The sequence below is a fragment of the Rhodopseudomonas pentothenatexigens genome (genome assembly GCF_900218015.1).
GTDB lineage: Bacteria > Pseudomonadota > Alphaproteobacteria > Rhizobiales > Xanthobacteraceae > Rhodopseudomonas > Rhodopseudomonas pentothenatexigens.
The window spans coordinates 253,374-276,816 of the sequence record NZ_UFQQ01000002.1; the positions used below are offsets into that span (position 1 = coordinate 253,374).

Here is a 23,443-nt window from a genome sequence, read left to right on the forward strand (position 1 = left end):
ACGACGGAGGAACACCGATGGCCGAGATCAAGATCGTCACCGAAGTCGCCGGCCGCGTCTGCGCGCTGCCGCTGTCGATCGGCGACGGCGTCGGTGAAGGCGACGACATCGCCTTTGTCGAAGCGATGAAAATGGAGATCCCGGTCGCCTCTCCCGCGGACGGCACGCTGAAGTCGCTGCACGTCGCGCTCGACGATGTGGTCGCCGAAGGCCAGCTCGTCGCCGTCATCGAAAGCTGAAGCACGTCGCAGTTGCGTCACGTCGACATGCACGGCATCGCGACGAGACGTAATGCCGCATCACAGTTCGATCGGTACACACAGCCCCGCGGTAGTCCTCAGCACGTCGTTGCCATCACCGATCAGTGATGACATGCTCTCTCCATAACAAAGCAATCCGCGAAGCGGATGCATTCCGGGAGAGAAACATGACGGGACGTTTCGGTCCGTTCGCGGCGCTCGCTGTCGGCTGTGCGCTGCTCACCACAACCCCTGCTGGTGCCGGCGACATCAAACTACCCAGCACGATGGCGTTCACCGCCTACGACACCGGAACCGCCGGATTCAACATCGCGGTCGCGGTCGGCAAGATGATGAAGGACAAGCACGGCACCGACGTGCGCGTGCTGCCGGCGGGTAACGACGTCGCCCGTCTGGCGCCGCTCCGCGCCGGCCGTGCCCAGCTCGCCTGGATGGGATCGGGGACTTACTTCGCGCAGGAAGGCGTGTTCGAATTCGGCGCCAAGGAATGGGGACCGCAGGCCCTGCAGATCACGCTGAGCGTGATCGACTGCAACGGCTCCTCGCTGGGCGTCGCCAAGGACACCGGCGTCAAGGAGATCAAGGACCTGCGCGGCAAGCGCGTCGGCTTCGTGGTCGGCTCGCCGGCTTTGAACCAGAACGCGCTCGGCATCATGGCCTATGGCGGACTGACCAAGGACGACGTCAAGATCGTCGAATTCGCCAGCTACGGCGCGATGTGGAAGGGCCTGATCAACAACGACGTCGACGCCGCGTTCGGCACCACCATCACCGGTCCGGCCAAGGAGGCCGAGAGTTCGCCGCGCGGGCTGATCTGGCCGCCGATGCCGCACGCCGACAAGGCGGCGTGGGAGCGGGTCAAGAAGGTGACGCCGTTCTTCAACCCGGCGATGTCGACCTGCGGCGCGGCCCACGAGCCCGGCAAGCCGATCGAGCTGTCGAACTACCCCTACCCGATCGCCACCGTCTACGCGACGCAATCCGGCGATCAGGTGTATTCGATCACCAAGTCGATGATCGTCAACTACGACGCCTACAAGGACAGCGCTCCGGGCGCGACCGGGCTGGCGGTCAAGACCCAGACCATGAAATGGGTGGTGCCGTTCCACCCCGGCGCGGTGAAGGCGCTGCAGGAGGCCGGCCAGTGGAGCGCCGAGGATCAGGCCCACAATGACGGGCTGATCAAGCGCCAGGAAGTGCTCGCCGCCGCGTGGAAGCAATACGCAGCCGCGGCGCCGTCCGGTGAGCAGGACTTCCGCGACGGCTGGATGACGGCGCGCGCCGCTGCGCTGAAGCGGGCGGGCCTGCCGAACGGATTCGAGCAATAGCGTTCTCCTCCGCGCCGGGGACGTCGCCATGCGTGCTGCCGAATCTGTCGCCCGCCCGACCAAGCGGATCGTGCTCGACGATCCGCACTCGGTCGACAACATGCAGGAAGCCGAAGTCACGCGGGTGCGCAGCCTGCGCGGCTTCTGGCGCTGGGCTCTGGTGGCCGCCGCCGCGGCCACCATCCTGCTGTGCATCAACCAGCAGTTCTCGCTGCGCTTCTTCGTCGGCCACACCCAGCTCAACACGGAGTATTTCTATCTCCTGATCGCGCTGATGCTGCCGTTCACCTTCCTGATCTTCCCGGCGTCACCGACGGCACGGCTCGACCGCGTCCCGCTGTACGACGTCGCGCTGTTTCTGCTGACGATCGGCGCGGCGCTGGTGCTGATGAGCACCATCCGCAAGGCGGCGGAGGCCGGATGGGAATTCGGCGGCGCGCCGACCCACGTCTTCATCGCCGGCCTGGTGATGTGGGCGCTGCTGATGGAGGCGCTGCGCCGCACCGGCGGCTGGAGCCTGCTGCTGTGCATCTTCCCGTTCACGGTGTATCCGCTGTTCGCCGGCGCGCGCTGGCTCGGCCCGCTCGGCGGCTCGCAGTCGACGCTGGAACAGGCCACCGCCTATCACGTGCTGTCCGGCGAGAGCCTGCTCGGGATTCCGATCCAGGCCTTCGCCGACACCGTGATCGGCTTTCTGGTGTTCGGCACCGCGCTGATGCTGACCGGCGCCGGAAAGTTCTTCATCAATCTGGCGTTCGCGATCTGCGGCACCTTCCGCGGCGGCGCCGCCAAGGTCTGCATCTTCGCCTCGGCACTGCTCGGCATGATGTCGGGCTCGATCATCTCGAACGTGCTGACCGCCGGCACCATGACCATCCCGGTGATGAAGAAGAGCGGCTTCCGCGCCTCCTACGCCGCGGCGATCGAAGCCTGCGCCTCCACCGGCGCGGTGCTGGCGCCGCCGGTGATGGGGGCCACCGCCTTCGTCATCGCGCAATTCGTCAACGTGTCCTACGCCGAAGTCGCGCTGGCGGCGATCCTGCCGGCGGCGCTGTATTACATCGGCCTGTTCATGCAAGTCGACGCCTATGCGGCCCGGCACGGACTCGAAGGCATCCCGCGCTCGGAGCTACCGAGCCTGTGGCAGACGCTGAAGGAAGGCTGGTACTACGCCTTCGTGATCGCGCTGCTGGTGGTGATGCTGCTGTATTTCAAGCGCGAGAGCCACGCCCCGTTCTACGCCACCGCGCTGCTGCTGGTGCTCAACCAGATCTTCTCGAAAGACACCCGCTGGAATCTGGGCAGCATCGTCCGCTTCCTCGAAGTCAACGGCCGCACCTTCGTCGAGCTGATCGGCATCCTGGCCGGCTGCGGATTGCTGATCGGCGCGTTCTCGATGACCGGGGTGATCTCCAGCCTCGCGGCCGATCTGTTGCGGCTCGCCGGCGACAACGCCTTCCTGCTGCTGGCGATGTGCGCGATCACCAGCCTGATCCTCGGCCTCGGCCTCACCACCACCGCCTGCTACATCTTCCTCGCCATCCTGGTGGCGCCGGCGCTGGAGAAGCTCGGGCTGAACCGGATGGCGGTGCACATGTTCATCTTCTATTGGGGCATGCTGTCGTCGATCACGCCCCCGGTCGCGATCGCCTCGTTCGCCGCAGCCGGCATCGCCGGCTCGCCGGCGATGAAGACGGGCTGGGAATCGATGTGGGTCGGCAGCATCATCTACTTCATCCCGTTCTTCTTCGTGATGAACCCGGCGCTGGTGCTGCAGGGCCCGAGCCCGTATCTCGCCGCGCTCGGCCTGCTCGGGCTCGCGGCGCTCGGCACGGTGTGCATCTGCGGCGGCATCCAGGGCTATCAGGTCGGCGTCGGCGATCTGCGCCGCGCCGGCGCGCTGGAATGGCCGCTGCGCGTGGCCTTGGTGATCGGCGGCTTCGTGCTGGCGACCCCGGGCGGCGGCATCAATCCGCTGTCGCAGGTGCAGGTCACCTCGCTCGGGCTGTGCCTGCTGGTCCCGACGCTGGCGATCGCGCTGCTGCTGGTGCGCCGCGGCGACCCGCCCCGGCAGGCGGCACGGCCGGTGCTGTGAGGACGATTGCGGCGGCGGGCCTCTGCCCCCCGTCGTTCAGATTTCACTGGACTTGCTACACGCACTGATTGAGCATCCTGGTGTTTCAAACCAAGGAGCTTTGCAATGCAGCGTGTATTGGAAGTCACTTCGGTTGATCTCAGCCTGGTCAAGACCAAGCCTCCGCAGATTCACATCGTGACTCACGGGACCGTGCCGACCTCCGGATGGAAGCATCCGCGGCTGTCGCCGTGGTTCTACATCCGGCCGCCGGACGACGGCATCCAGGACTTCGACTTTGTCGCCGATGCCCCGACCGGCATCGTGCTGCCGATGATCACCACCATCGTCGCCGAAGCCACCATCCCCCGCGATCCCGAGGATTATTGGGGACCATGCAAGGCGCTCCGCGGCGTCCGGATCCACGCCCGCACCAACACCAAGGAAGCGAGCTTCAATGCGGCCGAGGATCTCGCCCAGGCGATCTCGCTGTTTCGCGGCGACGACGATCCGATTCCATGGCTGATCGTCACGGCGACGGCGTCCGACTGCGATCTGACCGGCAAGGTGCTCCGCGTCTATCACACCGGCGACGGGATCACTGACGACTATCGCACCGACCGCGGCAACATCGAGCTCGATCCCAAGACCGAGCGTGTCGTCCGGGTGTGGTGCGGCTGAGCTTCGCGACCAACGGCGGCGGCGGGCACTCCGGTGCCCGCTTGCCGCGCCGGCTCAGCGGTCCGCCTTCCCGAAGAACGGCACCAATTGCCCGGTGAATTGTGTAAAGCCGGCGCGAACGCGATCGCCGATCGCCAGGTCGACCGCGCCGTGGGCCATCATCCGAAACCCCTCGGCGCAATCGACCAGCACGATCTTGAACGGCACGTGCGCCCGCGCCTCGGCGGTCGCCGCGCGGTGAACCAGCGTCTCGGCGCAGATCACGCCCTCGCCGCTCGCGACCAGCGTGGACAGTTCCTCGCTGCCGCAGGCCGCGCAGAAGTCGCGGCGGAAATACTGCACCGCGCCGCAGCCGCCGCAGCGCTGATACACGATCTTCGGTTCGCCGCAGGTCCAGTCGGGCATCGCCATCTCGCTCATCGCACCCGCTCCAGGATCATGCTGACATGCGACGACAGCACGCCGCCGTCGCCGTGCAGCAGCGCCAGCGACGCATCGCGCACCTGACGGTCGCCGGCGCGCCCGGTCATCTGCAGATGGGTCTCGACCAGATGCGCCATCGCGCCGCCGACGCCGCAATGGCCATAGCTCAACAGTCCACCATGGGTGTTCAGCGGCATCGCGCCGTCGCGCGAGAAATATCCGTCGCGCGCCCGCGCCGCCGCCTCGCCGCGGCCTGCGAGCCCGAGGTCTTCCAGCAGCATCAGCAGCGTGATGGTGAAGCTGTCGTACACCGCGGCATACTTGACGTCGGACACCGCGACGCCGCTCGCAGCCTTGGCGCGCGCGATCGACAGCTCGGCGCCGGACGGTCCCTCGGCCGGCATCGCGGTAACGTGCTGATGGGTGTGCGCCTGACCGCAGCCGCGCACCTGGATGCGATGTTCGGTGGTCGGCTCGACGCTGACCACCAGCGCGGCGCCGCCGTCCGACACCGGGCAGCAATCGAGCAGCTTCAGCGGCGAAGCGATCGGCTTCGACGCCATCACCTCGGCGACACTGATCGGCTCGTGGAACTGTGCGCCCGGATGGGTGAGTGCTTGGTTGCGCATCAGCACCGCGAGTTCGGCGAGGTCTTCCTCGGTGACCGCATGGTCGTGCATATAGCGCGACGCGACCAGGCCGTAATAGGCCGGGATCGTCGGCCCGAGCGGCACTTCGTAGACCGGGTGGCCGACCTGGGCCAGCGCCTGCACTGAGGCGTCGCGGCTCTGCCCGCTCAAGCGATTCTCGCCGCCGACGACCAGGATGTTGTTCGCCGCCCCGCTCTCGACCAGCTGATGCGCCAGCATCGCCATCGCCATCCCGGTGGCGCCGCCGACCTGCACCGCGTGGCAGTAATTCGGGCGAATCCCGAAATGCTCGGCGAACACCGTCGCCAGCATGATGTGCGGCATCGTGGTCGAGTAGCCGCACAGCAGCCCGTCGATGTCGCCGCGCTTCAAGCCCGCATCCGCAATCGCCGCCTCCGCCGCCTCGCGCATCAGGCCGAGCGTGGTCGAACCTTCGATCTTGCCGAACCGCGTGAGGCCGGCGCCGGTGATGTAGCTCATCGGATCACTTCCCACTTCGACGCTCGCGAGAAAGCAGAACCTATCAACGTCATTCCGGGACGCGCCTCTTGGCGCGGGCCCGGAATCCATATCCCCTGACGGTGGTTATGGATTCCGGGCTCGCCGCTTCGCGGCGCCCCGGAATGACGAACGAGAGACTTCGGAGAATTCGCACCGAACGCGTCACTTTCTTCAGCTCTCCTGCAGCAACTTCAGCGCCCCGCACGCCGCCAGCGCCGCGATCTCGCCGTCGCCATAGCCCGCCTCGCGCAGCACCTCGGCGCCGTGTTCGCCGAGCCGCGGCGCGAGGCGCTGGCGCTCGACCTTGCTGTCCGACCAGGTCGCCGACACCCGCATGTCGCGGATCGCGCCCTCGCTGGGATGCTCGACCACCGGGAAGAAATCGGTCGTCACCAGATGCGGGTCGTGCAGCATGCTCTCGAGATCGTGCATCCGCATCGCCGGCACGTCGGCGACGTCGAGCAGCGCCACCCACTCCTCGGTGGTCCTGGTCAGGAAGATCCGCGCCAGCTCGGCATAGACCACGTCGATGTTCACCGCCCGCCGCGCGAAGCTGGTGTAGCGGTCGTCGGCGAGCAGGTCGTCGCGGCCGACCGCGGTGAGAAAGCTGATCCACTGCTTGTCGTTGTACACCATCGCGCAGATGTAGCCGTCGGCGGTCTGGTACGGCCGGCGATCCGGCGATAGATGCCGCGCGTAGCCGCCGCGATCGAGCGGCGGCTCGTAGGTGAGCCCTCCGAGGTGATCGCCCATCACGAAGCTGGCCATCGTCTCGAACATCGGAATGTCCAGCCGCTGGCCCTTGCCGGTGCGATCCCGATGCACCAGCGAGGCGCAGATTGCGCCGACCGCGGTGAGCCCGACGATGCGGTCCACCAGGGCATTGGGCACGTAGCGCGGCGTGCCGTCACCGATGCGCGCATTCAGCGCCGGCAGCGCGGTGGCGCCCTGAATCAGATCGTCGTAAGCGGGCTTGGCCGCGTACGGCCCGTCCTGGCCGAAGCCGAACACGCCGGCATAGATCAGCCGCGGATTGAGCGGCGCGACATCGTCATAGCCGAGCTTCAGCCGCGCCATCGCCTGCGGGCGGACGTTGTAGACCAGCACGTCGGCGCCTGCGATCAGCCGCAGCGCGGCGGCGCGGCCGGCGGCGTGCTTGAGATCGAGGCAGATGCTGCGCTTGTTGCGGTTTGCATTGAGGAACACCGGCCCCATGCCGGGATGCCGCGCCGGGCCGATCTGCCGGGTGACGTCGCCGTCCGGGGATTCGATCTTGATCACGTCGGCGCCGTAGTCGCCGAGCATCTGGGTGGCGTAAGGCCCCATCAGCACCGACGTCATGTCGACGATTGTCGTGCCCGCCAGTGGCCCCATCGCTGCGCTTCGCATCCCTGGTTCGCGGCGCTCTCGTCCGGCGCCGCCGGTCGATGTAACGTTGCGATCGGGCGAAGATCAAGCGAGCCGCCCGGCATGGCGCCATGCGGTCGCCCGCCGGCGAATAGTTCGTGTAACGGAAGGTTTGACAGCGGTCATTGACCGCGCATGGTGGCGCCCGCATCAATCGGCCGCGACCGACGCCCGACCGATCGAAAGCACAGCGCCATGACGCATCACGAGCGATACACCGCGCCGCCGTTCGGCCCGGCGATGATGCTGAACACGCTGTGGCCGTCCGCGGGCTGGAATCCGAAAGACGGTTTTCCGAGCTTCAGCTTCATCTGGCGCGGCTACGAGATCGCACGGCCGGTGCTGGCGACGCTGCAGCATCTCGCCGGCCGCGCCGACGATGCCACCAGCGAACGGCTGCTGCTGCTCGCGCCACACGTCACCGGCTTCCGCCTGAGCCTGGCCATGCTGATGCACCGCCACTGGCCGCTGCCGATCTGGCGCGCGCTGCAGCTGCGCAACCGGCTGATCCGCCGCGGCGAGATCCGTATCGCGTTTCCGTCCGACCTGATCGTGCGGTCCACCGGCTGGCGGGTCCACGACAGGGGCATCGAGCTCGACATCCACGCTCATCTGCTGCAGGGCGACGACTGCGTCTGGGAGAGTATCACCACGTTCTACTATCGCGGCCGGTTCGCGGGACCGCCGCGGCACGGCGCCGACGACGGCGCCCCGATGACCTCCCCGGCGATCGACCCGGAGTTGGAGCCGGTGGCGCATTGGATCGCCGAGGGCGGCGATCGGCTGCGCTGGGCGCGGCTGACCGGCGACTACAATCCGCTGCACCTGCTCGACGCCTATGCGCGCCGCACCGGCTTCGCCGCCGCCTCGGCGCATCCGCAGCGCGTCGCCGCCGAATGCCTCGGCCACCTGACGAAGACCTCCGCTCCGAACCAGCTCGACCTCTGGCTCAAGGGGCCGGTCTACTACAACCGCGCGGTGACGCTGCGACAGACGCATTCGGCCGACGGCGAAGATTTCGCGCTGTGGGTCGACGGCGACGAGCGCGCCGCGATGGTGGGGCGGATGAGCTAAGTCTCCGTCCCTGAGAGGAGGCGAAGCCGACGAAGCAATCCAGCTCTGGAACTATCAACTTGTCATGCCCGGCCTTGTGCCGGGCATCCACGCCTTTTAGACTAGTTCTGCTTTTTGTAGAATCAGAGCTGATCCGCACCGCGTGCCACACGCACAACCTCATGGTGAGGAGGCGCGTAGCGCCGTCTCGAACCATGTGACGCACGGAATGCGTTGCCCCATCCTTCGAGACGCCCGGCTTCGCCGGGCTCCTCGGGATGAGGACTCAGTGCCTTCGGAAACGTCGGATCGTTTCAATCAAACGATGAGCCGCTCTAGAATCCCGACGACCCCAAGGCGTGGATGGCCGGGACGAGCCCGGCCATGACGGGGAGAATCGGAAGTTGTTGCCGAATTACTTCACCATCTTGCGCAATTCCGTCTTCAGCACCTTGCCGTAGTTGTTCTTCGGCAGCGCGTCGAGATAGACGTAGCGCTTGGGGCGTTTGAAGCGGGCGATGGCGGCGAGGCAATGTTGGTCGAGCGCAGAGTCGCTCGGCTCCGCCCCCTCCGCCAGCACAACGCAGGCGACGACGCTCTCGCCCCATTCCGGATCGGCGACGCCGATCGCCGAGACTTCGCGCACCAAGGGATGGGTCAGCAGCGCCTCTTCGACCTCGCGCGGATAGATGTTGGTGCCGCCGGAGATGATGACATCCTTGGAGCGGTCGGACAGCGTCAGGAAGCCGTCGTCGTCCAGCCGCCCGACGTCGCCGGTGCGCAGCCAGCCGTCTTTCAGCGCCTCGGCATTGGCCTGCGGATTGTTCCAGTAGCCGAGCATCACGGTCAGGCCCTTGACCTCGATCTCGCCGGTCTCGCCCGGCGGCAGCACCTCGCCGTTCGCCCCGGTGATCCGCACCGACACCACGCTCTGCGCGGTGCCGACGGAGGCGAGCCGCTGCAGATAGCGCGGATGATCGACGTCGGCGTGCAGCGCGCGCTTCAGCGAGGTGATGGTCATCGGCGACTCGCCCTGGCCGTAGATCTGCACGAAGCGCTGGCCCATCACGCTGAGCGCCTCGCGGATGTCGGCGAGATACATCGGCCCGCCGCCATAGACGATGGTGCGCAGCCCCTCGCCGGCTTCGCCGCGGCGCTTGGCGGCCTCCACCAGGCGTTTGATCATGGTCGGTGCCGCGAACATCGCGACGTTGCCGAGCTGCCGGCCGAGCGTCAGGACTTCGTCGGGATCGAACCCGCCGGACTCCGGCACGACGTGGCGCGCGCCGAACCGGACGTGGATCATGTTGTAGAGCCCGGCGCCGTGCGAGATCGGCGCGGCGTACAGCGCCGCATCCTCCGGCGTCACCGCGTCGACGTCGGCGAGATAGCACAGCGACATCGCGACGAGATTGCCGTGGCTGAGCATCACGCCCTTCGGCCGGCCGGTGGTGCCGGAGGTGTAGAACAGCCAGGCGAGATCGTCATCGTCACGCGGCACCGGCGCGCTGGGGCCGGTGCCGTTTCGGGCGCGGTCGTAACCGTCGCTGTCGATCGCCAGGGTCGCCATGCCGGCTGGAAAATCCGCCGCCGCCTCGTTGAAAGTGTCGGCGGTGTCGTCGCAGATCAGCGCCAGCCTGGCTTCGGCATTGCTGCAGATCCAGGCCGCTTCGCGGCCGTGCAGCTTGGCGTTGATCGGGACCGCCACCGCGCCGGCCCACCAGATGCCGTACAGCGCCTCGAGATAGCGCGTGCAGTTGTGCGCGAACAGCGCGACCCGGTGGCCGGGCGCGACACCGTAGTCGCGCGCCAGCCCGGCTGCGAACGACGCCGCACGCGCCGCGAAGGTCGCGTAGTCGGCATCGATCGTCGTGCCGGTCAGCAGCGCCGGGGCGTCCGGCCGCATCCGGGCGCTCGCGGCGAGCCATTCCGCCAAATTCATCGCGCGCCTCTCAAGTGTAGGACGAAGGGGTCGTTGATGCCGACTCACTCACACGTCATGGCCGGGCTCGTCCCGGCCATCCACGGCTTTTGCGCTGAAAGACCTTCAAGACGTGGATGCCCGGCACAAGGCCGGGCATGACGAAAACGATGTTGGCGAGACTACTTCGCCGGTTCGAGCACCGACACGTAGTTGGCGACGGCGGCGCCGCCCATGTTGAAGATTCCGGCGAGCTTGGCGTCCTTGATCTGCATGCCTTCCGGCGCCTGACCGAGCAGCTGCATCGCGCTCAGTACGTGCATCGACACGCCGGTGGCGCCGATCGGATGGCCCTTGGCCTTGAGCCCGCCGGACGGATTGATCGGCAGCTTGCCGTCCTTCTGGGTCCAGCCTTCCTTGATGGCGCGGGCACCCTGGCCCTTCGGGGTCAGGCCCATCGCTTCGTATTCGATCAGCTCGGCGATGGTGAAGCAGTCGTGGGTTTCGACAAACGACAGGTCGTTCAGCGTCACGCCGGCCTGTTCCAGCGCGCGCTGCCAGGCGACGGTGCAGCCTTCGAACTGCAGGATGTCGCGCTTGGACATCGGCAGGAAATCCTGCGCGTGGGCGCGGGCACGGATGTTGACCGCCTTGCCCATCGCTTTGGCGTTCTCGGCCGAGGTCAGCACCAGCGCGGCGGCGCCGTCGGACACCAGCGAGCAGTCGGTGCGCTTCAAAGGACCGGCGACGAACGGGTTCTTCTCGCCTTCCGCACGGCAGAACTCGAAGCCGAAATCCTTGCGCATCTGCGCATAGGGATTGGCCACGCCGTTGTGGTGGTTCTTGGCGGCGATCATCGCCAGCGCGTCGGACTGGTCGCCGTATTTCTGGAAGTACTTCTGCGCGATGATGCCGAACACGCCGGCGAAGCCGGCCGGGGTGTCGCCGTCTTCCGGCAGATAAGAGGCGCGCAGCAGGTTCTTGCCGATCTCGGGACCCGGGGTGCGGGTCATCTGCTCGACGCCGACCACCAGCACCACCTTGGCGGCGCCGGCCTCGATCGCGCGGATGCCCTGATGCACGGCGGCCGACCCGGTGGCGCAGGCGTTCTCCACCCGCGTCGCCGGCTTGAAGCGCAGCGCCGGATCGGCCTGCAGCACCAGCGCGGCGGTGAAATCCTGCGGCGAGAAGCCGGCATTGAAATGCCCGAGCACGATCTCGTCGACATCGCCCGGCGCGATCCCGGCATCGGCGATCGCCTCACCCGCGACGCGGACGATCATGCTTTCCACGGTTTCGGCGTCGAACTTGCCGAACGGCATATGGGCCCATCCGACGATGCTGGCGGTCATGGCGTTTTCTCCTCGATCCCGGGTGACGGTTGATTGACGCGGAATATAGGACGACCGTCAGCCAAAAGCATCCCCCGTGGGACGCATAAAGACCCGCCATGCCCGCGCTTGACCCGGTCCCCAAGCACCACCCTCATGGTGAGGAGGCGCGAAGCGCCGTCTCGAACCATGATGAGATTGTCGCCATCCTTCGAGACGCGGCCAAGTGGCCGCTCCTCAGGATGAGGGCGGTGTCGCGGAAATACTTCAGCGAGCGAACGTTCCGCCGAGTTCATCCTCGATATGGATGCGGATGATGTCGTCGAAGCTCTGTTCCGCCGTGGTGAAGCCGAGCTTCAGCGCCCGGTCGGTCGCAAAGTTGCGCGGCCAGCCGGAGACGATGCCGATGATGGTCGGATCGGGCTCGCGCTTGATCCGGGCCACGACGCCTTTGCCTGCGACCCGCTGCAGCGCGGCGATCTGCTCGCCGACGGTGGCGGCCAGCCCCGGCATCGACAGGCTGCGCCGCGGGCCGATCGCGGCAGTGTCCATCGTGGCGGCGTGGATCAGGAAGCCGACCGCCGAGCGCGGCGAAGCGTGCCAGTGCATCACGTCATCGCCGACCGGCAGCACCGCCTCCTGCCCGGCGAGCGGCTCGCGGATGATGTTCGAGAAGAAGCCGGACGCCGCCTTGTTGGGCTTGCCGGGCCGGACGCAGATGGTCGGCAACCGGATGCCGACGCCGTCGAAGAAGCCTTTGCGGGTGTAGTCGGCGATCAACAGTTCGCAGATCGCCTTCTGCGTTCCGTAGCTGGTCAGCGGCGCGGACAGGAATTCGTCGCCGATCTTCTCCGGGAACGGCACGCCGAACACCGCGATCGACGAGGTGAACACCAGCCGCGGATGATAGTCGTCGCCCTCGGCGCGGATCGCGTCGATCAGATGCCGGGTGCCGTCGAGATTGATCCGGTAGCCCTTGTCGAAATCGGCCTCGGCCTCGCCGGAGACGATCGCGGCGAGATGGAAGATCACCTCCGGCCGATGCGCCACCAGCGCCGCCGCCTGCCCCGGCTCGGCGAGGTCGGAGGTCACCGTGGACATCGCGATCGAGGCATGCGGCGGCCGCGCCGGCGCAACCACGTCCTGCAACGTCATCCGGGTGATGTCGCGGCTGCCGAGGCGGCCGTCCGCGAGCAAGCGGTCGGTGAGTTTGCGACCGACCATGCCGGCGGCGCCGAGGATGAGAATGTGCAACGTGATCCCCTATCTTTTGTCATTCCGGGATGGTCGTGAGGCGGCGCAGCCGACTCGCGGCCAGGCCCGGAATCCATATTCCCGGCGGTGGTTATGGATTCCGGGCTCGCGCTTCGCGCGCCCCGGAATGACGAACTCTGATGTGGTTGAAAGTCAAGCCGCGAAGCCCACCGGCTATTCCTTCACCGCTCCGGTCATCGCCGACACATAGTGCTCGACGAAGAACGCGTACAGGATCACCAGCGGCAGCGAGCCGACCAGGGCGCCGGCCATCAGCGAGCCCCATTTGTAGATGTCGCCGTCGACGAACTCGTTGACGATCGCCACCGGCACGGTCTTGTTCGGCGTCGACTGCAGGAAGGTGAGCGCGTAGATGAATTCGTTCCAGCACAGCGTGAAGCAGAAGATGAAGGCCGAGATCAGCCCGGGGACCGCCAGCGGAATGATGATCCTGACCAGGATCTGCCAGCGCGAGGCGCCGTCGATCAGCGCGCATTCCTCGAGCTCGAACGGGATCGTCTTGAAATAGCCCATCAGCAGCCAGGTCGAGAACGGGATCAGCAGCGTCGGATACACCAGGATCAGCGACAACGGCGAGTCGAACAGCCCGTAAGCCTGGATCACCGAGGCGAGCGGGATGAACAGGATCGACGGCGGCACCAGATAGGCGAGGAAGATCGCGCCGCCGACGGTGTCGGCGCCGCGGAAGCGCAGCCGGACGATCGCATAGGCGGCCAGCACGCTGGCGGCGATCGACAGCACGGTGGAAGCGGCGGCGACATACATCGTGTTCCAAAGCCAGCGCGGATATTGGGTTTCGAACAGCAGCTTCTCGATGTGCTTGAAGGTCGGATGCACCACCCAGAACGGGTTGTAGGTGTCCATGTCGATCAGCTGCTCGTCGGGTTTGATCGCGGTCAGCCCCATCCAGTAGAACGGGAACAGCAGCACGACGAGGATCACGAACAGCGGCAGATACAGCGTCACCAGCCGGCGCGGTAGCGACTCCAGATAGCTCATGCCCTCGCTGTCGTCGCTCTGCGCCACGGTGGCGGCGGCTTTGACGGCGAGCCGGGGATCGGAAGCGGTGGTCTCAGTCATTGTCGGTCCCCTGCTGCCATTTGCGCCGCTGCATGCCGAACCACGAGATCGCGATCGCCGCCAAGAGGAACGGGATCATCGCGGTGGCGATCGCCGCCCCCTCGCCGAGCCGCCCCGACAGGATGCCGCGTTGATAGCTCAGCGTCGCCATCAGATGCGTGGCGTTGACCGGTCCGCCGCGGGTCAGCGCCCAGATCAGCTGGAAGTCCGTGAAGGTGAACAGCACCGAGAACGTCATCACCACGGCGATGATCGGCGTCAGCAGCGGATAGGTGATGTAGCGGAAGCGCTGCCACGCGGTGGCGCCGTCGAGCGTCGCGGCTTCGTACAGCGACGGCGACACGGTCTGCAGCCCGGCCAGCAGCGTGATCGCCACGAACGGCACGCCGCGCCAGATGTTGGCGAAGATCACCGAGGCGCGCGCCCAAGTGGTGTCACCGAGGAAGTTGATGTTCTGATCGATCACGCCGAGCTTGATCAGCGACCAGGAGATGATCGAAAACTGCGAGTCGTAGATCCACCAGAACGCGATCGCCGACAGCACCGTCGGCACGATGAACGGCACCAGCACCGCGGCGCGGATGATCGCCTTGAACGGCATATGGCGGTTCAGCAGCAGCGCCAGATACAGGCCGACCGCGAATTTGATCGCGCTGGCGACCACCGTGTAGAGAATGGTGTTGAACACCGACAGCCAGAAGATGCTGTCGTCCCACAGCCATTCGTAGTTCTCGATGCCGATGAACGCCCCGTCGCGCCCGATCCGCGCGTCGGTGAAGCTCATCCAGACGCCGAGAAACAGCGGATAGGCCAGAAACAGGATCAAGAACGCCGCTGCCGGCAGCATGAACCACAGCGCGATGAAGTTGCGGTTGGTGCGGACGCGTTGCCAGGCGGTGGGGCCGCTATGAGCGGACTGCGGCAGCGATGGCTGAAGCATGGTCATCGCGAGCTACTTTCTTGTTGTCTGCAACGCAGGCTCATCTTGTCCGACCGTCCGATGACTTCGTCATGCCCGGGCTCGTCCCGGGCATCCACGTCTTGAAGCGCCGCCGTACTGGTGGCCGTGGATGGCCGGGACAAGCCCGGCCATGACGGCAAAACACACAACCAACAAGCACCGCCCTCATCCAGAGGAGCCCGGCGGAGCCCGAAGGGCGATGCCGGGCGTCTCGAAGGATGGCCGCGAGCGCTTCGGCCTCATGGTTCGAGACGGCGCTGACGCGCCTCCTCACCATGAGGGACGGATGCCGGCGCAATCGGCGCCGGCTCCCGCAGCGATAACCGCCCTACGCCCGGAAGATCCGCTTCGCCGCGCGTTCGGCGCTGCTCATTGCGGTCTTCACGTCTTCGCGGCCGGTGCAGTAGTTGGCGAACATGTCGACCACGACGAAGTCGGCGATCGCCGCGGCGGCGTTCTCGCCCATCTGGGCGTCGCCGGCCGGGGTCGAGGCGGTGCGGGCGACGTCGCGATACGGCGTGTTCTTCGGGTCCGCGGTCCACATCGGGTTCTTCTCGTAGTCGAGCAGGAACGGCGACAGATAGCCCTGCGCGGCCTCGACCCACGGATTGAACTGCGCCGGCTCCATCATGAAGGCGGCGAACGCCTTGCAGGTCTGCGGGTACTTGGTGAAGTTGTAGATCAGAATCGGGAAGCCGAGATGCAACTCGCGGGTCTTGCCGTTGACGCCGGCCGGCAGATGCGCGTGGTTGATGTCCTCGGCCATCTCCTTGGCGTCCTTCTTCGCCGCCACGTAGATCGAGATGCCGTTGACGGTGAGATAGAGCTGGCCGGCGAGGAACGCCTTGTTGTTGGACGCATCGTTCCACGAGGCGGTGCCGGGGATGAAGTTGTCGTACAGGCCCTTGACGTATTCGAGCGCCTTGGCGGTCTCGGGCGAATTGACGACGACCTTGCTGTCCTTGTCGATCAGCGCGCCGCCGTGGGCCCACAGCGCCCAGTGCAGCCAGCCATTGGCGTCGCCGGAGGCGTGGCCGAGCGCCATGCCGGCCGGCGTGCCGTTCTTGTTGAGGCCCTTCACCAGATCGGAAAAGCCGGCGAGATCGTTCGGGAAGGTCTTGTGGCCGGCCTTTTCGGCGGCGCTCATCCGATAGTTGACGAGGCCGCCGGTGGCGGCCACCGGCAAGCCGATCCACTTGCCGTTGTACATGCCGTAGGCCTTGCCGGAGTCGCTCCAGCCGCCGCACTTCTTGGCGAGATAATCGGCGACGTCGGTGACGTCGGTGCATTTGTTGGGAAACAGGAACGGCAGCGAATACAGGCCCCAGACCATATCGAGCCCCTGCCCGGTATTGGCCGCGACCGACGCCTTGGGCTGGATGTCGTCGTAGGATTCGTTGGAGACGTTGATGGTGACGTTGTTGGCCTTCTGGAACGCGTCGACGATCTTCATGAAGGCGACGTCTTCGGCTTCGACGAACCGCTTCCAGCGCAGCAGGTTGATCTTGGCGCCGGCTTCCGGCTTCCACGGCGAGGTCTCGGCCCACGCCTTGGCGTAGCCCAGCAATTGGTCGGCGGACATCGTCGCCGCGGTGGCCAGAGTCATCGCGCCGCCCTTCAGCAGCGTGCGGCGATCGAGGGTAAAGTCAGTCATCTGTCGTTCACTCCCTAAGTTCCGCTTTGCGCATTGGTTCGTTGATCGACCAATTCTGGTCCCGTGCTGGGAAGTCTAGATTCGCCGGCCGCTCTCCTTGTCGAACAGATGCGCGACGTCGGCGCGCGGCTGCAGATGGATCAAATCGCCGGGCGCGACCGGATGCCGTTCGCGGAACACCGCGATCACTTCCTGGTCGCCGACCCGCGCCACGATCTGGGTTTCCGAACCGGTCGGCTCCACCACCACGACCTCGGCCGCGATGCCGCTGCCCGCGAAGTCGAGATGTTCGGGGCGGATGCCGTAGCTCACCGGGCGACCGTTACCGTTCCCCGGCGCCGCGGTGATCGGCAGCCTGGCGCCGCTGGCGGTCTCGACATAAGGCTGGCCGCCGTTCACCTTCAGCGTGCCGTCGAGGAAATTCATCGCCGGTGAGCCGATGAAGCCGGCGACGAATTTGTTGTCGGGCCGGTCGTACAGATCGAGCGGCGCGCCGATCTGCTCGACGATGCCGTCCTGCATCACCACGATCTTGTCGGCCATCGTCATCGCCTCGATCTGGTCGTGGGTGACGTAGACCGTGGTGGTCTTCAGCCGCTGATGCAGTTCCTTGATCTCGGTGCGCATCGCCACCCGCAGCTTGGCGTCGAGGTTGGACAGCGGCTCGTCGAACAGGAACACCTGCGGATCGCGCACGATCGCCCGGCCCATCGCCACGCGCTGGCGCTGGCCGCCGGAGAGCTGGCGCGGATAGCGGTCGAGCAATTTGCCGAGGTCGAGGATGTCGGCGGCACGACGGACTTTGCTGTCGATGGTCTTCTGATCGGCGCCGCGCAGCTTCAGCGAGAAGCCCATGTTCTGGGCGACAGTCATGTGCGGGTACAGTGCGTAGTTCTGGAACACCATGGCGATGTCCCGCTCCTTCGGCTGCACGTCGTTGACGACACGCTCGCCGATCGAGATCGTTCCTGCGGTGATTTTCTCCAGCCCTGCGAGCATCCGCAGCAAAGTGGACTTGCCGCAGCCGGACGGGCCGACCAGAACGACGAACTCACCATCCTCGATGGGAACAGTCACGCCGTGCAACACTTCGAAGCCGCCGAAAGACTTACGCACGTCGTGAATCTGCACCGACGCCATCCAGCACCTCCCGAGGTCCCGCCATTTAGTGCGGTCGTTGCCGCCGGCGTGAGACTTATGTTGACGCAACTCCTAGCAGAATATTTCGCCGCTGTCGCGCTCGCAAATTAGTCCGCGTGATCACACTACGCCGATTGCGTAGCGCGGTGCGACATGCCAGCATGCGCTCCGTTCCATACTCGGCAAAGGCGCTCAAAACATCCGCGTCAAGGATGTGTGCGGTGCGGGAGAGACGATGACGAAGCACGATGCCGGCACTGCCCGGCGCAAACTCCGGTCCAGCGAATGGTTCAACGATCCGCATAATCCGGGAATGACCGCGCTCTATCTCGAGCGCTATTTGAACTACGGACTGACCCGCGCGGAACTGCAATCCGGCAAGCCGATCATCGGCATCGCCCAGACCGGCAACGACCTGTCACCGTGCAACCGGCATCATGTCGAGCTGGCGCAACGGGTGCGCGAAGGCATCCGCGCCGCCGGCGGCATCGCGATGGAATTCCCGGTGCATCCGATCCAGGAGACCGGAAAGCGGCCGACCGCGGCGCTCGATCGCAATCTCGCTTATCTCGGCCTGGTCGAAGTGCTGTTCGGCTATCCGCTCGACGGCGTTGTGCTGACCACCGGCTGCGATAAGACGACCCCCGCATGCCTGATGGCGGCGGCTACGGTCAACATTCCGGCGATCGTGCTGTCGGGCGGGCCGATGCTCAACGGCTGGCACAATGGCGAACGCACCGGCTCCGGCACGGTGGTGTGGAAGTCGCGCGAGCGGCTCGCCGCCGGCGAGATCGACTACGAGCAGTTCATGGAGATCGTCGCCTCCTCGGCGCCGTCGGTTGGGCACTGCAACACCATGGGCACCGCCTCGACGATGAACTCGCTGGCCGAGGCGCTCGGCATGTCGCTGCCCGGCTGCGCCGCGATCCCGGCGCCGTATCGCGAGCGGGGCCAGATCGCCTACGAAACCGGCGTGCGCGCGGTCGAGATGGTGTGGGAGGATCTGAAGCCGTCCGATATCCTGACACGCAAGGCGTTCGAGAACGCCATCGTGGTCAATTCGGCGATCGGCGGTTCGACCAACGCGCCGATCCATCTCAACGCGCTGGCCCGCCACGTCGGGGTCGAACTGTCGATCGACGACTGGCAGAGCGTCGGCCACGCCGTTCCGCTGCTGGTCAATCTGCAGCCCGCCGGCCTCTATCTCGGCGAGGAGTATCACCGCGCCGGCGGCGTGCCGACGGTGGTCGGCGAATTGATGCGCCACGGCAAGATCCACCAGGACGCGCTGACGGTGAACGGCAAGACCATGGGTGAGAACTGCGCGCATGCGCCCGCCCCCGATGGCGACGTGATCCACCGATACGACGTGCCGCTGGTGCATGACGCCGGCTTCCTGGTGCTGCGCGGCAATCTGTTCGACTCCGCGATCATGAAGACCAGCGTGATCAGCCTCGAGTTCCGCGAGCGCTATCTCTCCAATCCGAAGGATCCGAACGCGTTCGAAGGTCGGGCGATCGTGTTCGAAGGCCCGGAGGATTATCACCACCGCATCGAGGATCCGGCGCTCGACATCGACGAGCACTGCATCCTGTTCGTGCGCGGCACCGGGCCGATCGGCTATCCGGGCGGCGCCGAGGTGGTCAACATGCAGCCGCCGGCGGCGCTGCTCAAACGCGGCATCCACTCGCTGCCGTGCATCGGCGACGGCCGCCAGTCCGGCACCTCCGGCTCGCCGTCGATCCTCAACGCGACGCCGGAAGCCGCAGCCAATGGCGGGCTGGCGCTGCTGAAGACCGGCGACAAGGTTCGCATCGACCTCAACAAAGGCAGCGCCGATATCCTGATCTCGGACGAGGAGCTGACGCAGCGCCGTGCCGACCTCGCCGCCCACGGCGGCTTCGCCTACCCGAAGCACCAGACGCCGTGGCAGGAGCTGTATCGCTCCACGGTCGGCCAGCAGGCCACCGGCGCCTGCATGGAGTTCGCCACCCGCTACCAGAACATCGCCGGCACCGTCGGCGTGGCGCGGCATAATCATTGATGGCGGCGACGCACGACAAATCATTTTGCAACGTCATTCCGGGGCGCGCGCAAAGCGCGCGAACCCGGAATCTCGATGTGCTCTGAATTTCTGGATTCCGGGTCTGCGCCCTGCGGGCGCATCCCGGAATGACAGCCAAGAGAGCTACGCGAACTAACGAGGGGAAAACATGTCCGACCGCCTGAAAGGCAAACGCGCGTTCGTCACCGCGGCGGCGGCGGGGATCGGGCGGGCGTCGGCGATCGCGTTCGTGCGCGAGGGCGCCGAGGTATTCGCCACCGATATCGACGAGACCGGGCTGGCCTCGCTCGCCGAGCACGGCATTGCGCGCACCGCCAAGCTCGACGTCCGCGACACCGCCGCGGTGGAGGCGATCGCCCGGGAGGCCGGCACCGTCGACATCCTGCTCAACGCCGCCGGCTTCGTGCATCACGGCACGGTGCTCGACTGCTCGGATACGGATTGGGACTTCTCGTTCGACCTCAACGTCAAGTCGATGCACCGCACCATCCGCGCCTTCCTGCCCGCGATGCTGGAAGCCGGCCGCGGCTCGATCGTCAACATCTCGTCGGCCGCCGGCGTGTTCAAGGCGGCGCCGAACCGCTACGTCTACGGTGCCACCAAGGCGGCCGTCGCGGCGCTGACCCGCGCCGTCGCGGTGGATTTCATCACCCGCGGCATCCGCTGCAACGCGATCTGCCCGGGCACGATCGAAACCCCGTCGATGGTCGGCCGCGCCGCCGCGCTCGGACCGCAGGGCCGCGAGATGTTCGTGTCGCGCCAGCCGATGGGCCGGCTCGGCAACGCCGAAGAGATCGCCGCGCTGGCGGTGTACCTCGCCTCGGACGAAAGCGCGTTCACCACCGGCGTCGCCCACATCATCGACGGCGGCTGGACGTTGTGAATACGCCACGCCGACTACGCGACCTCATCCTGAGGAGGCTGCGCAGCAGCCGTCTCGAAGGATGAGCCAAGGGAGGCAAGGCCGTGCCACCTCATGGTTCGAGACGGCGCTTCGCGCCTCCTCACCATGAGGAGCCGGATCGAGCAGCAAGGATGATACTGCCATGAACAGCATCGACCTCAACCATCGCTGCGCCGTGGTCACCGGCGGCGCGCAGGGCATCGGGCGGGCGATCGCGGAGCGGTTCGTCGCGTCCGGTGCCAAGGTGGCGCTGTGGGATCACGACGTCGCGCTGGCGGAGAAGACCGCCAAGGAGATCGGCGACGACGTCGCGATCGCCGTGGCGGTCGACGTCACCGATCCGGCTGCGGTCGATCGCGCCCGTGACGCGACGCTGCAGGTGTTCGGCAAGATCGACATCCTGGTCAACAATGCCGGCATCGCGGGGGTCAACAAGACGGTGTGGGAGACCGATTACGCCGAATGGCAGCGGGTGCTGAAGCTCAATCTCGACGGCCCGTTCCTGTGCTGCAGGTCGATCGTGCCGTTGATGATCGCGCACAAATACGGCCGCATCGTCAACATCGCCTCGATCGCCGGCAAGGAAGGCAACCCCAACGCCGCGCACTACTCGGCCTCGAAGGCCGGGGTGATCGCGCTGACCAAATCGCTCGGCAAGGAGCTGGCCGCCTACGACATCGCCGTCAACGCAGTGACGCCGGCCGCGGCCCGCACCGCGATCTTCGACCAGATGACGCAGCAGCATATCGACTTCATGCTGTCGAAAATCCCGAAGGGCCGGTTCGTGCTGGTCGAGGAAGTCGCCGCGCTGGTGGCGTGGCTGGCCTCGGAAGACTGTGCGTTCTCCACCGGCGCGGTGTTCGACATCTCCGGCGGCCGCGCGACGTATTGATGGGGCCCCTGGGCGAGCACCCGCCCCACGCCGTCATTCCGGGGCGCGCGCAGCGCGAACCCGGAATCCAGCGATGTTCTGCGTGCCGAGCGAAAGCCCTGCTCCGTGCCCGAACGTGTCTCCCCACGTCATCCCCGCGCAGGCGGGGATCCAGTATCCCAGGGCGTCGATGATCAACACGAAGGCTCTGCAATACTGGTTCGCCCGCCTGCGCGGGCGATGACGGCTTTTGTCAGTGGTGTTCGTCGTTTCGGGCATCGCCACAGGCGACGGCACGCGAAAGCCCTGCTTCGTGGGCGAAAACTTCTCCCCACGTCATCCCCGCGCAGGCGGGGATCCAGTATCCCAGGGCGTCGATGATCAACACGAAGACTCTGCAATACTGGTTCGCCCGCCTGCGCGGGCGATGACGACATTTGTCAGTAGTGTTCGTCGTTCCGGGCATCGGCCACGGGCGACGGCGCGCGAAAGCCTCGCTTCATGCCCAAACGTGTCTCCCCCTGTCATCCCCGCGCAGGCGGGGATCCAGTATCCCAGGGCGTCGATGATCAACACGAAGGCTCTGCAATACTGGTTCGCCCGCCTGCGCGGGCGATGACGGTCGTTGTTGATGACGGTCGTTGGTCATTGCCCGCGTCGGATTCCGGGTTCGCGAGCTTTCGCTCGCGCCCCGGAATGACCGCGCAGGGAACGTGATCCTCCCACAACGTCATTCCGGGGCGCGCGCAGCGCGAACCCGGAATCCCGAGATGTTCTGCGTGCCGCGCGAAGCCCTGCTTCGTGGGCAAAAAAATCTCCCCCTGTCATCCCCGCGCAGGCGGGGATCCAGTATCCCAGGGCGTCGATGATCAACACGAAGGCTCTGCAATACTGGTTCGCCCGCCTGCGCGGGCGATGACGGTCGTTGTTGATGACGGTCGTTGGTCATTGCCCGCGTCGGATTCCGGGTTCGCGAGCTTTCGCGCGCGCCCCGGAATGACGGCGCTGGAACGTGGTCCCCTACCCCTTCCCCTTGGTCCGGAAGATCACCGGCAGGCTGAAGGTCAGGCCTTCGTCGGCGATCAGCGGCGGCGGGGCCGGGACCGGGTCGGAGCGCTTGATCATGTCGAGCGCGGCTTGATCGAACGCCGGATCGCCCGAGCCTTCGACGATCTTCATCGACAGCACGTGACCGACCCGGTCGAGCTCGAAGCCGACCACGATCCGCACGTTCTTCTGCGCGGCGTCCTTCGGGTAGCGCTTGTGCTTGTCGAGATAGGCCACCAGCTCCTTCTGCCAGGTGGCGCGGATTCGGGCGGCGGCCTTGCCGACGCCCTGCGCCGGCGCCACCGAGCGCGGACCTTCCTTGGCGGCCTCGTTGCTCGGCATCGCAGTGGCCTCTGCGGCGACCGACTCGGTCGAGGCCTGCTGCTGTTGCTGCGCTTTTTCCTTCTGCTCCTCGTCGACCTTCTTCGGTGTCTCGGTGGTTACGACGCGGTCCGGCTCTTCGGTCTCCTGCGGCGTGTCCTTCGGCAGGTCGCTCTCGTGCACCTCGGCCTTCTGCTCGTTGAGCGCCGGCGAGGCCATCGACGCCTCGGTGTCCGGCCCCGGCGGTAGGTCCGACGCCTCGACCTTCGGCGACATCATCTCGACGCCGACCTCGATCGCCGGCGCGCCGAGCGCGTCGTCGTCGGCCTCCTCCGGCATGCCGACCAGCGCCAGCGCGGCGCCGCCGACGTGCAGCGCCACCGCGCCGACGGCGGCCATCAGCCAAAGCCGGTAGGAACCATTGCGTTCGAAATCAGTGTCCGACATGTCTTCAAAATCTTATCGAAACGGGGCCGCGGCGTCATCGCCCGCGAAG

At 66.4% G+C, this 23,443-nt stretch carries 19 protein-coding genes; 8 read left to right on the forward strand and 11 right to left on the reverse strand.

From position 1 onward, the window contains the following. Window positions 1-17 precede the first annotated feature (17 nt). From DWA33_RS02635 to DWA33_RS02650, 4 genes are all read left to right on the forward strand, one after another. Window positions 18-239, forward strand: a complete 222-nt coding sequence (locus tag DWA33_RS02635) for an acyl-CoA carboxylase biotin carboxyl carrier protein subunit (RefSeq protein WP_114356525.1) — start codon at window positions 18-20, stop codon at window positions 237-239. Window positions 240-427: 188 nt separating this feature from the next. After that, window positions 428-1,588, forward strand: a complete 1,161-nt coding sequence (locus tag DWA33_RS02640; RefSeq protein WP_114356526.1) for a TAXI family TRAP transporter solute-binding subunit — start codon at window positions 428-430, stop codon at window positions 1,586-1,588. 28 nt (window positions 1,589-1,616) lie between these two features. Then, entirely contained in the window at window positions 1,617-3,683 is a 2,067-nt protein-coding gene (locus tag DWA33_RS02645; RefSeq protein WP_114356527.1) for a TRAP transporter permease, read from the forward strand. Window positions 3,684-3,788: 105 nt separating this feature from the next. Next, window positions 3,789-4,343: a hypothetical protein gene (locus DWA33_RS02650; RefSeq protein WP_114356528.1), complete on the forward strand. Its 555-nt coding sequence runs from the start codon at window positions 3,789-3,791 to the stop codon at window positions 4,341-4,343. A gap of 54 nt (window positions 4,344-4,397) precedes the next feature. Here the strand turns inward: DWA33_RS02650 and DWA33_RS02655 are convergent, their stop codons facing one another. The 3 genes from DWA33_RS02655 to DWA33_RS02665 all read right to left on the reverse strand — a co-directional run bounded on the left by DWA33_RS02655 (window position 4,398) and on the right by DWA33_RS02665 (window position 7,291). Further along, on the reverse strand, window positions 4,398-4,763 hold the full coding sequence (locus DWA33_RS02655) for a Zn-ribbon domain-containing OB-fold protein (protein WP_114356529.1): 366 nt from the start codon (window positions 4,761-4,763) through the stop codon (window positions 4,398-4,400). Then, window positions 4,760-5,896: a thiolase family protein gene (locus DWA33_RS02660; protein ID WP_114356530.1), complete on the reverse strand. Its 1,137-nt coding sequence runs from the start codon at window positions 5,894-5,896 to the stop codon at window positions 4,760-4,762. Before DWA33_RS02660 ends, DWA33_RS02655 begins: the two co-directional genes overlap by 4 nt. A gap of 192 nt (window positions 5,897-6,088) precedes the next feature. Further along, entirely contained in the window at window positions 6,089-7,291 is a 1,203-nt protein-coding gene (locus tag DWA33_RS02665; protein WP_114356531.1) for a CaiB/BaiF CoA transferase family protein, read from the reverse strand. Window positions 7,292-7,519: 228 nt separating this feature from the next. Between DWA33_RS02665 and DWA33_RS02670 the strand changes: the two genes are divergently transcribed. Then, the gene (locus tag DWA33_RS02670; protein ID WP_114356532.1) at window positions 7,520-8,398 is read left to right on the forward strand and encodes a hotdog family protein; all 879 of its coding nucleotides are present in this window, start codon (window positions 7,520-7,522) and stop codon (window positions 8,396-8,398) included. A gap of 394 nt (window positions 8,399-8,792) precedes the next feature. On the opposite strand, the gene DWA33_RS02680 is transcribed toward DWA33_RS02670, so the two are convergent. The 7 genes from DWA33_RS02680 to DWA33_RS02710 all read right to left on the reverse strand — a co-directional run bounded on the left by DWA33_RS02680 (window position 8,793) and on the right by DWA33_RS02710 (window position 17,739). Next, on the reverse strand, window positions 8,793-10,319 hold the full coding sequence (locus tag DWA33_RS02680; RefSeq protein ID WP_114356533.1) for a class I adenylate-forming enzyme family protein: 1,527 nt from the start codon (window positions 10,317-10,319) through the stop codon (window positions 8,793-8,795). A 161-nt stretch (window positions 10,320-10,480) separates the two neighbouring features. Further along, window positions 10,481-11,650 (reverse strand): acetyl-CoA acetyltransferase, encoded by a 1,170-nt coding sequence (locus DWA33_RS02685; RefSeq protein WP_114356534.1) that lies wholly within the window; start codon window positions 11,648-11,650, stop codon window positions 10,481-10,483. Window positions 11,651-11,896: 246 nt separating this feature from the next. Beyond that, a complete protein-coding gene (gene denD / locus DWA33_RS02690; RefSeq protein WP_114356535.1) occupies window positions 11,897-12,883 on the reverse strand; it encodes a D-erythronate dehydrogenase in 987 nt (328 codons plus the stop codon). A 174-nt stretch (window positions 12,884-13,057) separates the two neighbouring features. Beyond that, window positions 13,058-13,984 (reverse strand): carbohydrate ABC transporter permease, encoded by a 927-nt coding sequence (locus DWA33_RS02695; protein ID WP_114356536.1) that lies wholly within the window; start codon window positions 13,982-13,984, stop codon window positions 13,058-13,060. Next, on the reverse strand, window positions 13,977-14,930 hold the full coding sequence (locus DWA33_RS02700) for a carbohydrate ABC transporter permease (RefSeq protein WP_114356537.1): 954 nt from the start codon (window positions 14,928-14,930) through the stop codon (window positions 13,977-13,979). The genes DWA33_RS02695 and DWA33_RS02700 overlap by 8 nt, the downstream gene beginning before the upstream one ends. 343 nt (window positions 14,931-15,273) lie before the next feature. Beyond that, a complete protein-coding gene (locus DWA33_RS02705) occupies window positions 15,274-16,599 on the reverse strand; it encodes an ABC transporter substrate-binding protein (RefSeq protein WP_114356538.1) in 1,326 nt (441 codons plus the stop codon). Between the two features lie 75 nt (window positions 16,600-16,674). Further along, window positions 16,675-17,739 (reverse strand): ABC transporter ATP-binding protein, encoded by a 1,065-nt coding sequence (locus DWA33_RS02710; protein WP_114356539.1) that lies wholly within the window; start codon window positions 17,737-17,739, stop codon window positions 16,675-16,677. Between the two features lie 235 nt (window positions 17,740-17,974). Between DWA33_RS02710 and DWA33_RS02715 the strand changes: the two genes are divergently transcribed. From DWA33_RS02715 to DWA33_RS02725, 3 genes are all read left to right on the forward strand, one after another. Then, a complete protein-coding gene (locus DWA33_RS02715; RefSeq protein ID WP_114356540.1) occupies window positions 17,975-19,783 on the forward strand; it encodes an IlvD/Edd family dehydratase in 1,809 nt (602 codons plus the stop codon). A gap of 169 nt (window positions 19,784-19,952) precedes the next feature. Then, window positions 19,953-20,687 (forward strand): SDR family oxidoreductase, encoded by a 735-nt coding sequence (locus DWA33_RS02720; RefSeq protein WP_114356541.1) that lies wholly within the window; start codon window positions 19,953-19,955, stop codon window positions 20,685-20,687. A 163-nt stretch (window positions 20,688-20,850) separates the two neighbouring features. Beyond that, window positions 20,851-21,600 (forward strand): SDR family NAD(P)-dependent oxidoreductase, encoded by a 750-nt coding sequence (locus tag DWA33_RS02725; protein ID WP_114356542.1) that lies wholly within the window; start codon window positions 20,851-20,853, stop codon window positions 21,598-21,600. Between the two features lie 999 nt (window positions 21,601-22,599). Here DWA33_RS02725 and DWA33_RS02730 read toward each other — a convergent pair. Then, window positions 22,600-23,394 carry an energy transducer TonB gene (locus DWA33_RS02730; protein WP_114356543.1) on the reverse strand — a complete coding sequence of 265 codons (795 nt, stop codon included), beginning with the start codon at window positions 23,392-23,394 and terminating at the stop codon, window positions 22,600-22,602. Window positions 23,395-23,443: the final 49 nt, after the last annotated feature.

Coding starts and splice junctions, on each gene's coding strand:
- DWA33_RS02635 (WP_114356525.1), top strand. CDS start 18: ATGGCCGAGATCAAGATCGTCACCGAAGTCGCCGGCCGCGTCTGCGCG.
- DWA33_RS02640 (WP_114356526.1), top strand. CDS start 428: ATGACGGGACGTTTCGGTCCGTTCGCGGCGCTCGCTGTCGGCTGTGCG.
- DWA33_RS02645 (WP_114356527.1), top strand. CDS start 1,617: ATGCGTGCTGCCGAATCTGTCGCCCGCCCGACCAAGCGGATCGTGCTC.
- DWA33_RS02650 (WP_114356528.1), top strand. CDS start 3,789: ATGCAGCGTGTATTGGAAGTCACTTCGGTTGATCTCAGCCTGGTCAAG.
- DWA33_RS02655 (WP_114356529.1), bottom strand. CDS start 4,763: ATGAGCGAGATGGCGATGCCCGACTGGACCTGCGGCGAACCGAAGATC.
- DWA33_RS02660 (WP_114356530.1), bottom strand. CDS start 5,896: ATGAGCTACATCACCGGCGCCGGCCTCACGCGGTTCGGCAAGATCGAA.
- DWA33_RS02665 (WP_114356531.1), bottom strand. CDS start 7,291: ATGGGGCCACTGGCGGGCACGACAATCGTCGACATGACGTCGGTGCTG.
- DWA33_RS02670 (WP_114356532.1), top strand. CDS start 7,520: ATGACGCATCACGAGCGATACACCGCGCCGCCGTTCGGCCCGGCGATG.
- DWA33_RS02680 (WP_114356533.1), bottom strand. CDS start 10,319: ATGAATTTGGCGGAATGGCTCGCCGCGAGCGCCCGGATGCGGCCGGAC.
- DWA33_RS02685 (WP_114356534.1), bottom strand. CDS start 11,650: ATGACCGCCAGCATCGTCGGATGGGCCCATATGCCGTTCGGCAAGTTC.
- DWA33_RS02695 (WP_114356536.1), bottom strand. CDS start 13,984: ATGACTGAGACCACCGCTTCCGATCCCCGGCTCGCCGTCAAAGCCGCC.
- DWA33_RS02700 (WP_114356537.1), bottom strand. CDS start 14,930: ATGACCATGCTTCAGCCATCGCTGCCGCAGTCCGCTCATAGCGGCCCC.
- DWA33_RS02705 (WP_114356538.1), bottom strand. CDS start 16,599: ATGACTGACTTTACCCTCGATCGCCGCACGCTGCTGAAGGGCGGCGCG.
- DWA33_RS02710 (WP_114356539.1), bottom strand. CDS start 17,739: ATGGCGTCGGTGCAGATTCACGACGTGCGTAAGTCTTTCGGCGGCTTC.
- DWA33_RS02715 (WP_114356540.1), top strand. CDS start 17,975: ATGACGAAGCACGATGCCGGCACTGCCCGGCGCAAACTCCGGTCCAGC.
- DWA33_RS02720 (WP_114356541.1), top strand. CDS start 19,953: ATGTCCGACCGCCTGAAAGGCAAACGCGCGTTCGTCACCGCGGCGGCG.
- DWA33_RS02725 (WP_114356542.1), top strand. CDS start 20,851: ATGAACAGCATCGACCTCAACCATCGCTGCGCCGTGGTCACCGGCGGC.
- DWA33_RS02730 (WP_114356543.1), bottom strand. CDS start 23,394: ATGTCGGACACTGATTTCGAACGCAATGGTTCCTACCGGCTTTGGCTG.